The sequence below is a fragment of the Hahella sp. CR1 genome (assembly GCF_029813005.1).
Classification (GTDB): Bacteria; Pseudomonadota; Gammaproteobacteria; order Pseudomonadales; family Oleiphilaceae; genus Hahella.
In genome coordinates this window covers 213691-226763 of sequence record NZ_JAPELK010000002.1, presented here as the reverse complement: position 1 = coordinate 226763, position 13073 = coordinate 213691, and the positions used below count along the sequence as shown (strand labels likewise).

Genomic DNA, 13073 nt, shown 5'->3' with positions numbered 1-13073 from the left:
ATATCTGCGTCGCGAGGGCTCTGACCATTTGGCCTTGGCGACGACCTAAGGAAGACTATGAAAGTTCTGAATTTCGGTTCTATTAATATTGATTATGTCTACCGGGTGCCTCACTTCGTGCGCCCGGGGGAAACACTGGCCAGCGACTCGTTGACGACAGTGTTGGGCGGCAAAGGCGCTAATCAAGCCATCGCCTTGGCGCGCGCGGGCGTCCAAACCGCTCATTTGGGGCGAGTATCCGCGGCGGATGCCTGGGCGGTGGACCTGATGCGCGAAAGCGGCGTGGATGTCGCCACCGTCTCACAAATCGCTGAGCCCAGCGGTCACGCCATCATTCAGGTGGATGACGCAGGTGAAAACGCCATCGTGTTGTTTGGCGGCGCCAACCGCAGCTTTTCTCAAGAAGAGGTGGTCTCCGCTGTGTCCGCTCTGGACGAAGGCAACTGGCTGCTCATGCAAAACGAATGTAATGGCGTGGAATGGGCGATCGCCGCCGCAGCGGAGCGTAAGGTGAAAATTGCGTTCAATCCTGCGCCGATGACGGAAGACGTCAAGACGCTGCCTTTGCAGCAGATTGACCTGTTGATTCTCAACGCGATGGAAGCCTGCGACCTGGCGGAAACCGCAGATGCGGACGCCGCATTACAAGCCTTGGCGAGCAAATACCCGAACACTACGGTTGTGGTGACACTGGGTGGCGAAGGCGCTTTGGTCATGCACGGCGGCGAGACGGTCACCCGTCCGGCGGATAAAGTGACGCCTGTGGACACCACGGGCGCCGGCGACACCTTTGTCGGCTATTTCCTGGCTTCGCTTATTTCCGGTTATGAACATTCCGCCGCTCTGGACAGAGCGGTCAAAGCGGCTGGCATTGCGGTCACCCGCCCCGGCGCTTCTCCCAGTATTCCAACCGCCCAGGAGGTGGATTGATTTATGTACCCAATTATTATCGATACGGATCCCGGTGTAGATGATGCGATGGCGATCGCCTTCGCCCTGGCGCATCCTGAGATTGAACTGGTGGGCCTGACCACTGTCTTCGGCAATGTGCCGGTTGCTCGCGCCACCCGCAACGCGCTGGCTTTGGCGGAGCATTTTGGTGTTCCGAACCTGCCAGTGGCGCAAGGCGCGAAGTACCCTCTGGTGCAGTCGCCGCTGCCGCACCCTGACTTTGTTCACGGGGCGGACGGTCTGGGCAACATGGATTATGACGCTCCTCAAGGACAAGCCGTGGCGCAAAGCGCAGCGGAGTTTATCGTTGAGCAGGCCAATCGCCTGAATGGCGAGCTGACTGTCGTGGCGATTGGACCACTGACCAACCTGGCGCTGGCGCTCAAGCTAGACCCGGACCTGCCCAGAAAGTTGCGTTCTCTGGTGATTATGGGCGGCGCGGTAGACGAGCCAGGCAACGTATCGCCTATCGCCGAAGCGAACTTCCTGTCTGACCCTCATGCCGCAGACGTGGTGTTGGGCGCGGACTGGCCGGCGGTTATCGTTGGCCTGGATGTAACGCATAAAATCATTCTTACGGACAGCAATCTGGCGCAACTGCGCGACAACGCCGGTGAAACTGGTAAATTGCTGTGGGAAACCAGCCGTTTTTATGTGAATTACTACTCGAATACCGGCGCAGCGTCCGACCATGACGAAGCGGGCTGCTGTATGCACGACGCCGCCGCGGTGGCTTATGTGGTGGCTCCGGAACTGTTCACCTGTATCAGCGGACCTGTGCGGGTTATTAGTGAAGGCGTTGGAGCAGGGCAATTGACGATTAATCGCAAGGGCTACACCTATCTGCTCAAGCATTGGGAAGACCGTCCCGCCGCCAAGGTCTGTATGGACCTGGAGGTGGAGAAAGTACGCTCTTTGTTCCTGGATACGATCATCCAGCACAAAGTGCGCTGAACTGATAAATAGAATAATGACGGTAACGAACTTCTCATGATAAAAGGCCCTTGTACTCCAAGGGCCTTTTGCGAAGTGAGCGTTACTGAGCGGCCACGGGCGTTTAAGAATAACTCAGCTTAGGGCTTGGGTCTGTTGGCGATTGCTTTCGCCACCCCTTTTTGGCTATTTTCCCTTTCTCATTGCCGGAGACGCGATTCGGCGGCGTAGCCAGCTCGCCGGGGTCTTCACTGTGAGTAATGAAATATGTTTCAAAATCGGCGCTGTTCCCAAAGGACAACGGGCCCGGATATAAAAACAGAAAGGAAAAACACATGGTAGCAAAGCAACGCATACTGGGCCTGGCCATTCTGGCGGCCTGTTCATTGACGGTCGTCGCCTGCGCCCCGATGCAAGCGGGTCCGCAGAAAGACAAGACGTACCATATCACCCTCCTGCACACCAATGATCATCACGGCCGCTTCTGGCCCAACAAGTACGGCGAGTACGGCCTGGCGGCGCGTAAGTCTCTGGTGGATGAGATTCGTCAGGAAGTGACGGCGGAAGGCGGTCATGTGCTGCTATTGTCCGGCGGCGATATCAACACTGGCGTTCCTGAGTCCGATTTGCAGGACGCTGAGCCGGATTTCAAAGGGATGAACATGATCGGTTACGACGCCATGGCGATCGGCAACCATGAGTTTGACAACCCGATCGACATTTTGCGTATGCAGGAACAGTGGGCGAACTTCCCATTCCTGGCGGCGAATATCTACGACTCCAACGGCAAGCGCCTGTTCGAACCCTATAAAATCTTCAACGTCGATGGTCTGCGCATTGGCGTAATGGGTCTGACGACGGAAGACACCAAGAAGCTGGGCAACCCTGAATTTATTGACGAGGTTCAGTTCACCAAGCCTTCTGACGAAGCGGCGAAAGTACTGCCAGAGTTAAAGAAAAAGGCGGACGTCGTTATCGCGGCGACCCATATGGGCCACTACGTTGACGCTAATTACGGCATCAACGCTCCAGGCGACGTTACTTTGGCCAGAACCGTTTCCGGCATCGACGTGATCGTTGGCGGCCACTCCCAGGACCCTGTTTGTATGACTGGCGAGAACCAGCGGAATGAGTCCTACAAGCCGGGTGATCCCTGTATGCCGGATGTGCAGAACGGCACGCTGATCATGCAGGCCCATGAGTGGGGCAAATACGTGGGGCGTGCGGATCTGGAATACCGCAATGGCGAATTGAAACTGGTTAAATATCAGTTGATTCCGGTTAACCTGAAGAAGAAGGTTAAAAACGCGCAGGGTGAAGACGAGCGCGTATTCGTGAGCGAAGAAATCAAACCGGATCAGAAAGTGCTGGCCTTCCTGCAACCCTACCAGGACAAAGGTCAGGAGCAGCTGAATCAGGTCGTGGGCGATGTTGACAAGCGTTTGGAAGGCGACCGCAAAGTGGTGCGTTTCAAACCGACTAACCTGGGCCACCTGATTGCGGCGGCGCAAATGGAAAAGGTGAAAGCGGATCTGGCGGTGATGAACTCCGGTGGCGTACGCGACAGCATTGACGCAGGCCCGATCACTTACAAAGAAGTGCTGATGGTGCAGCCTTTCGCCAACATGGTGAGTTCCGTAGACCTGAGCGGCAAAGAGCTGCTGGACTACCTGCGCATTGTGGCGGAGAAGCCAGTAGATAGCGGCGCTTTCGCTCAGTTCGCCGGTGTGCAGCTGCAAGTAGTTGGCGGCAAACTGAAGTCCGCTAAGGTTAACGGCAAGCCGATTAATCCGAAGCAGACTTATCGTATGGCTATCAACAGCTATATCGCTTCCGGCGGTGACGGCTATCCGAAAATCGACACTCATCCGGGCTACGTGAACAGTGGGTTTGTCGACGCGGAAGTGTTGATGAGCTATCTGAAGAAACACTCCCCGGTTAAAGCGGCGGATCACGAGAAAGCGGAAGTAATCCGCAAGTAAGCTTTCCTGAACTGAAAGCGCCTCAGCTTCCCCTTTTCTCCTGACAGCATGGCAGGAGGAAGGGGAGGTCTGCTTTCTCTTCTCCTGTAATTCCCGTCCAGAAAAACTAATTCGTCCGGCGATACATTACATCTGTTCGCAGCACGTATTTGATTCCAGCTTTGACCTCGCAGCCTTCATGAAATATCTCGTGCTGAAACGCCAGCGCCAGACCCGCCTTGGGTGAAATTGTGACTTCCGGCGTCACAAAAAATCCCGTTTCGCCGCCAGCTTCAACTTCATTCAGATATAGCAGCAAGGTGTAAAAGCTACGCTCATTTTCCGAACGTCCGTAAAAGCCATCAGAGTGAGGGGCGAACTTCATCCCAGGTTTGTATCGGTAGCATCGGAACAACTCATTCAACCCTGCAATAGACCATCCAAACACCGTCTGAGGCAGCTCGCTTTTTAGTTTCTGGTACAGGTAGTCGGCATAGTAGGGATCGTTTTTCATCTTTCATCACCCTTTCGTTATTTCGATAATCCGGTCTATAGATTTCGCCTTTATGTGTGTGAAGAGGGGCGGCTTTGGGGTTTTGATCGTCAATGTATTGAATCCACTCAAGGCATTCCTGCATCGGAATAGCCTCTTCCACGGTGGAAATATAGGGAGCGCTATGATCGATGTTCATATGGATTTTGTAGGTTGGATTATTAGAGGAAGAGAGCGTTTTATAACGGCGTTAATTCTACCATTTTTTGCATGTTTTCAGGGGTTTTTGTTAGCTATTTTTGTTGTCTAAGTGTCTGAAAATAAAATATTTAACTTGGTTTTTTGTGAGGTCGTCAGAGGGTGGGTTGAAGTGTAGGTTGGACCTTTCGACGGACTAAATCCATTTGTTAATCCTGAAAATGACGGGACCTGCGCATGGCAGGCCCGGTCTCAGTCTCCTTTTGGTTCGTCAAAGACGCGCTGTAATTATTCCTTCTTCTTCAAATAAGCGCCCGGACATGCCCAGATATGCGCATCGGTTAGTGGCTGATAGAAGACCCAGAGAGTGTCTTTAAGCGTCGCTATGGCGAGAGGCGTATCTGAGTTGCGGAATACGCCGGAGACCGCGCTGGAGCTGCTCCAGCCCGCCTCAGCCAGGGTACCGTATCCATTGCTGGTGGTGTCGTTTTCGGCCGGGTTATAGGAAACCGGGTTGGCGGGCGTCAGCGTGCCGCTGATGGAGAAAGTTTCGAATAACAGTTGTCCGTTAGCAGGTCCATCGGTGCGTCGGTTGTGCGTCAGATAAACGACGCCATTCAGGGTTGCGGCCGCTAATTCTCCTGAAGCGCCGACGCCTTCCGCCACCGGTTCATCTTCGTTCGGCGTCACTGGATTGGGCGCTTCGCTGAAGTGATTCAGAGAGAAGGCGCTGGCGGACCATTGATTCACGGTGGTGTCGTCATAGGGGCCGGCGTATTTGCTGTTCTCCACTGTCACTTTATTGAATTCCCCGGTGTTGTAGCTCATGCAGGCTAACTGTCCGGTTTTCACAATTTTATAGATCAACAAAATGGTGGGTCCGAGGGCTGTGAGTGTGAAAGGGCCTTCGCTATGGGAGCAAATCGCGGGGGAAGGACCCTGCCAGGCTCCATCGTTGAAGGTCAGGCTGTGCAGTTGCTGGTTCGCATTATCGCGGTAGACCAGCATAAATCCTGACTGGTGCGGGATGCTGGTCAGAGCAATTTCTTCGACTTCTCCGGTATCGGGCGTTTCCGCCAGCCGCCAGCCGTTTTCAAGATCATAGTGCTTGATGATCAATCGCTTATTTGAGTCCCGATAGGCCAGCGCGAGCCCGTCTGCATTGGAGGCCAAATGCAGATAGCCGTCGCCATCCTCGGCGACAGTGACTTCATGCGACCATCTATGACCGTCAAACACAGAGTACTTCAGCGTTCCATCTAGGTCCGCGCTGACAACATAGAGTTCATCCTGGTAGGCGGCGGCGCTCAGGTTCTGCTTGCCGCCAAGGGGCGTTTCCCGTGGGGGCAGCCATTGGAAGGATTTACCCCACAGGAACTGAAACCAATTGGCGTCCCTGTCGTTTTTCTGCAGATCACCCAGGTTGAAGTTCTTTTCGATGGTTTTAAGCAGGCTGTAATGGTTATAGCCCTCCGCCTGTTTGCCGGGCTTGATCATGTCCCCGAGAAGAACGGTGTAGATTTGATTGGGACCATCGTAGGTGTACTTTTTGCCTTTGTCGTAAAAGGCTTCGAAGTCGGCTTCATCGTAGGTGACCACCACCAGGGTTTTCGGCGGCAGTTTACTGTTGGGACCGGGAAAGTTCAGACCGGCGAAGAAGGATTGCAACCATCTCGCCTGCTGGTCGACCAATACCGGGGCGCGCTCGCCATTTAGGCTGTCATTGAGGGTGCCCACCAGGTAGTGGCCGTCGTTCCACATATTGGGCGTGAACCACGCATATTCAGGAAAGTCGTTATTGAGCAGGTCGCGCCAGAATCCGGCTTCGTTGTCTATTTTTTTCCAGCGCTCCTGATTGTCCAGGATGTTCTGGAAGGACGAAAACGGGTTGTGCTTGATCACGTAGGGATAGTGGTCGCGAGGCTTGAAGTTTTCAGGAACCCAGGGCGTATCGTCAGGGACGTAGCTGTCCATATAGGCTTTCCAGCGCAAATTCAGCGGAGAGGCCTCGATAAGATCCACAATCGTCTTTTGCGGGAGCGGCTGGGGCTGGTCGTCATCGCTGACATTGCAGAGCTCTCCCGCAATGGAGGTAATGTAGTTGGTCTGAGAGGGGTGCATGACGCCGAAGCTGTTGGTCAGCTCAATTCCCTGAGCGGCCAGATTACGCATGTATTCGTTTTCCTGCACGTAACCCCGGTACTCGTTCTCAAACATGATGATCAGGACATGATCAAAGACGCGCTCTTCCATAAAACCTCCCTATTCGCTTTGGGCGGATAAACTGTACTGGCGGAGTGAAACTTCAACTTTTTGTTGCGGAAATGAGTGCCCACGTGATCTGGATTTTTCGCAGGGAATGCAGTCAGTGAGTCCGATAAGAATGCATTCAGTGATGGGGGTAGTAGAGGGGCTGGAGTTTGATCGAGACAAATTGTCTAACCCGTCCATAGAGGGCTCCCTGGGCTTTGATCCACTAACCACTTGCTTCCGCACAGCAAGCGGAAGCCAACTTTTTGTCTTGTATTGAAGGTTAGTATAGACCGTTTATTGATCAGTGCGTGGCGTCAAGGCGGGTGCTTCTCGTTACGCCGGTAACAGCCAGGGTTGCGTCAGGCGCTCCGGGCTTCATTCGCTTCGAAAAACAGATGATTAACCGGTGGTGTAGGGGAATAGCGTTTGCGAGTCTCTGTTCCATTCGAACAGCGTTTCGTGTGACTTGGCGGATGCTGGCCATCCCCTTTCCAGCGCTGACTCGATCACTTCTCTAACTTCGCCGGGAGTGATTGGTCTCAACTCAAATAACTCCGCCGCTTTTTCTGGAGGGCATGCGATCACGGGGCCGAAGTTGAGCCAGGGATCATCAAAGCGTGTGATGACGATCAGCTTCTGACTTTTGTTATCAGAAAACCAGACTGTGAGCCGTAGATATCCGGGCTCTTCTTTCAAGCATCTCTCATGTGAAATGGCGTAGGTGAAAGTGAGGTCACTCACCGAAATTTTGCGAAGTTTGCTTTTCATCAATAAGACGGCTCGATTGGCGCAACTGGCGCTCAATCATAAACAAAAAAAGGCGACCTTGCGGCCGCCTTTTTTCGGGGACTTAGCGTGAAAATCGGTTCTTAGTGGAACTGATCTTCTTCAGTTGAGCCGGTCAGAGCGGTTACTGAAGACTGACCGCCTTGGATAACGGTGGTCATGTCGTCGAAGTAGCCGGTGCCGACTTCTTGCTGGTGAGCAACGAAGGTGTAACCTCGTTCCGCAGCAGCAAATTCGGTTTCCTGCAGTTCCACGTAGGCGGACATGTCGTTGCGAGCGTACTTGTACGCCAAGTCGAACATGTTGTACCACATGTTGTGGATGCCCGCCAAAGTGATGAACTGGAACTTGTAGCCCATGGCTGACAGTTCGCGCTGGAACTTGGCGATGGTGGCGTCGTCCAGGTTCTTCTTCCAGTTGAAGGAAGGAGAGCAGTTGTAGGACAACAGTTGGTCTGGGTATTCCTTCTTGATCGCTTCCGCGAATTTCCTGGCTTCAGCCAGATCCGGCGTCGCAGTTTCACACCACAGCAGGTCGGCGTATGGCGCGTAAGCCAGGCCACGAGCGATGGCTTGGTCGATACCGGCTTTAACGCGGTAGAAACCTTCGGAAGTACGGTCGCCAGTGACGAACGGCTTGTCGTAGTCGTCGCAGTCGGAAGTCAGCAGGTCCGCCGCGTTGGCGTCGGTACGCGCCAGAACGATGGTGGATGTGCCGGAAACGTCAGCGGCCAGACGGGCTGCGATCAGTTTCTGTACAGCTTCTTGAGTCGGAACCAGAACTTTTCCGCCCATGTGGCCGCATTTCTTAACGGAAGCCAACTGGTCTTCGAAGTGAACGCCGGAAGCGCCTGCTTCGATCATGGCGCGCATCAGTTCGTAAGCGTTCAATACGCCGCCGAAACCGGCTTCCGCGTCAGCAACGATCGGAGCGAAGTAATCGATGTAGCCTTCGTCGCCTGGGTTCAGGCCTTTTTTCCACTGAATCTGGTCAGCGCGACGGAAAGAGTTGTTGATGCGCTTAACGACTGCTGGAACAGAGTCCACCGGGTACAGAGACTGATCCGGGAACATGGACATGTAAGAGTTGTTGTCCGCAGCAACCTGCCAGCCTGACAGGTAGATAGCCTGGATGCCGGCTTTAACCTGCTGTACAGCCTGACCGCCGGTCAGAGCGCCCATGGCGTTGACGAAGTCCTTCTCAGGACGAAAAGCGGGTTTGGCGCCTTCGTTGATCAGCTTCCACAGCTTCTCAGCGCCGCGCTTGGCGATAGTGTTTTCGATTTTCAGGGAACCACGCAGGCGCACTACGTCTTCAGCAGAGTAGGTGCGTCTTACGCCTTTCCAACGTGGGTTTTCCGCCCAGTCCTTCTCGATGGCTGCTATTTCTTCAGCGCGATTGTAATTTCCAGTTGTCATCGCTCAACGACCCTCTTTTGGTTTAGTCGAATTTTTGTACGAGACAAAGTGTACGACTTTAGTCATAATTTCTTAAATTTATAGTTTTTATTTTCGGTATTCGTGAAATGAATGTAAGCCGTATCGATCTGAATTTATTGGTTTTCCTTGATGTTTTGCTACGGGAAAAAAGCGTCACCAAGGCGGCGAATCACTTGGGAATCACCCAGCCGGCCATGAGTAATGGTCTGCGTCGTCTGCGGGATATGTTCGGCGATCCATTGCTGGTGCGCACCAGTGAGGGCATGACGGCGACGGCCCGCGCGCTGGAGTTGCAGCCGATGGTGCGGTCGATATTGTCCGATATAGATATGGTGGTGCAGCCGAAGGAAGTATTTTCGCCGTCGACCAGCCGCCGCGTCTTTCGCATTATGGCCAGCGACTATGCGGAAAGCACCCTGATCCCCGCTTTGTTGCGCCGTTTGCGCAGAGTGGCGCCGAATATCATCCTCGACGTGCTGACCCCCAGCGACGTCACCTTTCTCGATGTGGAGCAGGGCAGAGTGGATATGGCGATCAACCGCTTTGACAAAATGCCCCAGTCTTTTCACCAGAAAACCATTTGGGAGGACAGCTTTTCCTGCCTTTTGAGCGTGCATAACCCCTTGGTGTTCGATTTCACTCTGGAGAATTATCTCAACGCCAACCATATCTGGGTCAGTAAAACCGGCTTTGGCGTGGGGGTGGGCGTCAACCCCAAGGATGTACAGCGTTTGGGATGGGTGGATGAGGCGCTGACCCGATTGGGGCGAAAGCGGAAGATCAGCGTGTTTACCCGCCACTATCAGGTGGCGATGTTGCTCGCGCAGCAGCATGACCTGATCGCCACCTTGCCGAGTCGCGCCGCGTTGTTGACCCTGGACAGCCCGGGCGTCGTGGTCAAGGAACCGCCTTTTCCCATTCCGCCGATCGAGCTGAAAATGGCATGGAGCCCGCTGTTGCAGAACAACTCAGACCACCGCTGGCTGCGTCAACTGATCACCGAAGCCGCCAACGAACCCGAAGAGAGGGAGACCCGAGCCAAGGACTGATAACCATCCCGTGCGCTCTTGCCATCGGCGACTCAGGATTTTTGCATGACATCCACCAGCTTATTGTTCAGCTCCAATATCTGCTTGGCCATATTTTCCATTAGCGCCAGACAGGTGCGCGGCTGATTGCGAATCAGAAAAATAAACTCGTCCATGGGGGCGGACATGACGGTGCAAGGACGGTCGGCGATGACCGTGGCGGTGCGGGGCGTTTTGGTCAATGCCGCCATGGCGCCGAAAATCTCATTGGGGCCGACTTTGCCGACCAATTGATCCTTTACGTATACCGACGCCTCGCCGCTGATCAGGTCAAACACTTCATCGGCGGTATCGCCCTCACGTATGATCACTTCTCCCTGTTTGAACGACTTGAAGGAAGTGTGGGTTTCATTCTGAGTGTCGAGACCGTGGCAGCAGGCTTCGGCGAAAAAAGCCGAGATCTGCATGAGATATTCTTTGAAGTGCGCCGAGCCCGCGGCGGCGTCGCGAAAGCGCTTCTTGCTGATCTGTGCCAGGGTGGCGGGGCCGTCCGAGCGAATGACCGGCTCTGGGAAGCCTGACAGCACCTGAATGCCGATCAGGTCTCCGGTCTCGAAATGATAAATCGGGCGGTCATCCGTCACCGCTTCCAGCTCGCCTGACTCGACGAAGTATAAATAGTCGCCATCGAACTCCCGATACAAGTCGTCGATGTAGTCGAATTTGACGCTATCGCACAGCATCTTGATGGCGTCGTACAGCTTGGCGCTGCTCTGGGTGACGTTTGCGCCCAGGGCCTGCAGCCTGTCCGTTGTGCTATTGATGAAACGCATGGTGTTAGTTCCCCCACAGAGACGGACTATTGTTGTTCCATAAGCAAAAGGCCTTCCACATGAACGTCTGGATCGTCAAATTGCTGCAAGTCGAAGGAGCCGGCGAAGGCGTCTCCCGGCGCTGCGAAAATGCCGTTGAGATTACCGGTGACGCAGCCGCTGCAATTGACCGAACCGCTGATATCCCCGTTCAGTACGTTCAAATAGGCCTGGGCGTCTTGATAAGAGCCTGACAGCTGGCTGCTCCAGTTCTGGCTGGCGGTGCTGATGTCCAGCAGGCCATTGCTGATGACGCCGCTATCGAAATCCACTTGAAAGGAGCCATTGACTGCGGTGACCGCTCCGTCTGAGCCGCTGCCGATAAAGTCGCCGGTGGTGGCGAAATTAGCGGTTCCCGTCAGGTCGGCGGTGTTGGCGGCTTCCGCTGACAGCCAGTAGATGGAGCGCTCCTCGGATCTGAAAACGTCAGGGTTGGCTACGTCGTCATATATGTTCACGCCAGCGCTGGCGGATGACTTCCAGAGCCCCCAGCTGATGTTGCTGCGGCCACCCACGCTGGGATCGAATTTATCCAGAATGGCGTCGCCCCGTCTCACCACTGTGTATGGCTCCGGGAAGTTATCCGGGTCGAAAAACATCACGGTGGAGGGCGGGCTGCCGGAGCCGGGCTCATCCACATCCGGCAGAAGGAAAACCGGCTCGCCGTTAGCGTCGAACACCATTTTCAGGTTGGAGGACTGGGAGCCGTCGATGCTGCCGTAGCCGTAAGTGCCCTCCATGATGCCGCCCAGGGTGCCGGCGATATCCGTACTGGATGCGGAGGAGGAGATGGGATCATAGGTCACCAGACCAAACAGTAAGGTGACGTCTCCAGTGGTGGTGTAGAACTCCAGTTTGCCAGGATTCTGCATGGATTCGCGCACGCCGATGGGCGCGCCGGAGAGGGACAGGTCGTCGTCAATATCAGCGATGAGGCCGGCCAGATCGGTAATATTATCTTGCAGCATGATCGTGACGGTATTAATCGGCGGCGTGCCGCCGGAGCTACTGAAGGAATATTCGATATTGAATGTCACCGGCCCCGCGCTGGTGTAATCGAAAGGCGTGATTGTCTGGGGGGCGATGATGGTGGCGAGTATCTCTGCGCCAGCCCCGGTCACCACGGCGGCGCCGAATATGCGGTCATTGATGAACTGCTCATACTCGGCGACAGTCAGGCGCGGGTCCTGAATGGCGGGGCCGGAGTTGTCGCCAGAGGGGGCTGGCGTCAGTCCGCCGCTCAAGTCAGGATTGGTGTCGGTGAAGTTGGTGGTTTCCGGATCACTGACAAGGTTAACGGGATTGGACTCGGCAATCGTCGTTGCGGAGATCAGCTCCGCGTCGCTGTTATTGGCGCTGGCGGTTGTGTCGTTGGTGAACCCATCCGGTGACGTTTTTACTCCGCCAGTCGCCGCTGTCTGGCCTGAGGAAGCCGATGTGTTCTCGCTCTCTTTATCAGGCTCCTCTACGGAGTTGGTGTCGTCCGCGGTCGCTCCTTGTGAGCGCGAGCGCCGGGCTTCCGCTTTCGGGATGGGCAGGCCTTGCTGCATTTCCGGCGGCGCTTGCAGGAGCCCTTCAGGGGCCTGTCCGGGCGTGATGGCGGAGAAGCGGAAGGCGACATCCTCTCCCAGGTCCAGGGCTCCAGCTGTGTTCTCTACCCGTACGCCTCCTTGCCAGACTGCCAGCAGCAGCTTTTGGCCACTGCTCTCCAGTGCTTCGTAGTGCGTGCCGCGGATACCGATGCTGGCTGCGTGGGTGGAGACTTTGTAGGCGTCACTGTCGCCTTTGCCGATGGAGCCTGTAATGGTGCGGAATCCGCCTTCCAGCAGCTGCATGATGGCGGCTCCGCCTTTACCCTCGTCTCCTGGAGAATACTCTTCAATGGTGAAGCGGGTGTTTTCCCGCAACGTCATCAGAGCCTTGTCGGTAAACCTTAGTTGCAGCATGGAGTCGGCCCCGGTGGTGAGCGTATCTCCTACATAGATAGCGGCGCGCCGGTTCAGGGAGCGTTCTTCGCCATTATCTCCCGTCGCTGTGGCGACGCCGCGGGACATAATCACTTTCCCCGCCTCCAATGGCGCAGCGGCGGCCGTAGGTGCCAGCATGCCGTAGGTCATCAGTATGGCGGCCAACGCGTTGAGCATGAGTTCTCGCATAAG

At 55.1% G+C, this 13073-nt stretch carries 10 protein-coding genes; 4 read left to right on the top strand and 6 right to left on the bottom strand.

The window, feature by feature from the left end; genetic code table 11:
- Positions 1 to 57: 57 nt before the first annotated feature.
- The 3 genes from ONV78_RS06520 (at position 58) to ushA (ending at position 3866) form a co-directional block, all read left to right on the top strand.
- Positions 58 to 930 carry a ribokinase gene (locus tag ONV78_RS06520; protein WP_279502035.1) on the top strand — a complete coding sequence of 291 codons (873 nt, stop codon included), beginning with the start codon at positions 58 to 60 and terminating at the stop codon, positions 928 to 930.
- A 3-nt stretch (positions 931 to 933) separates the two neighbouring features.
- A complete protein-coding gene (locus ONV78_RS06515; protein WP_279502034.1) occupies positions 934 to 1905 on the top strand; it encodes a nucleoside hydrolase in 972 nt (323 codons plus the stop codon).
- 314 nt (positions 1906 to 2219) lie between these two features.
- The gene (ushA, locus tag ONV78_RS06510) at positions 2220 to 3866 is read left to right on the top strand and encodes a bifunctional UDP-sugar hydrolase/5'-nucleotidase UshA (protein ID WP_279502033.1); all 1647 of its coding nucleotides are present in this window, start codon (positions 2220 to 2222) and stop codon (positions 3864 to 3866) included.
- A gap of 106 nt (positions 3867 to 3972) precedes the next feature.
- Here ushA and ONV78_RS06505 read toward each other — a convergent pair whose 3' ends face one another.
- The 4 genes from ONV78_RS06505 to aceA all read right to left on the bottom strand — a co-directional run bounded on the left by ONV78_RS06505 (position 3973) and on the right by aceA (position 8993).
- Positions 3973 to 4359, bottom strand: coding sequence for a 2OG-Fe(II) oxygenase (locus tag ONV78_RS06505; RefSeq protein ID WP_279502032.1), 387 nt, complete (start codon positions 4357 to 4359; stop codon positions 3973 to 3975).
- 465 nt (positions 4360 to 4824) lie between these two features.
- A complete protein-coding gene (locus ONV78_RS06500) occupies positions 4825 to 6789 on the bottom strand; it encodes an alkaline phosphatase family protein (RefSeq protein ID WP_279502031.1) in 1965 nt (654 codons plus the stop codon).
- Between the two features lie 399 nt (positions 6790 to 7188).
- Positions 7189 to 7557: a hypothetical protein gene (locus ONV78_RS06495; protein WP_279502030.1), complete on the bottom strand. Its 369-nt coding sequence runs from the start codon at positions 7555 to 7557 to the stop codon at positions 7189 to 7191.
- Positions 7558 to 7658: 101 nt separating this feature from the next.
- The gene (gene aceA, locus ONV78_RS06490) at positions 7659 to 8993 is read right to left on the bottom strand and encodes an isocitrate lyase (RefSeq protein WP_011396215.1); all 1335 of its coding nucleotides are present in this window, start codon (positions 8991 to 8993) and stop codon (positions 7659 to 7661) included.
- A gap of 107 nt (positions 8994 to 9100) precedes the next feature.
- Here aceA and ONV78_RS06485 point away from each other — a divergent pair, with 107 nt between their 5' ends.
- Positions 9101 to 10063 carry a LysR family transcriptional regulator gene (locus tag ONV78_RS06485; RefSeq protein ID WP_127969711.1) on the top strand — a complete coding sequence of 321 codons (963 nt, stop codon included), beginning with the start codon at positions 9101 to 9103 and terminating at the stop codon, positions 10061 to 10063.
- 32 nt (positions 10064 to 10095) lie between these two features.
- Here the strand turns inward: ONV78_RS06485 and ONV78_RS06480 are convergent, their stop codons facing one another.
- Positions 10096 to 10875, bottom strand: a complete 780-nt coding sequence (locus tag ONV78_RS06480) for a cyclic nucleotide-binding domain-containing protein (protein WP_216735739.1) — start codon at positions 10873 to 10875, stop codon at positions 10096 to 10098.
- 26 nt (positions 10876 to 10901) lie between these two features.
- Complete coding sequence (locus tag ONV78_RS06475) at positions 10902 to 13070, bottom strand: FecR family protein (RefSeq protein WP_279502028.1); 2169 nt, start codon at positions 13068 to 13070, stop codon at positions 10902 to 10904.
- Positions 13071 to 13073 lie beyond the last annotated feature (3 nt).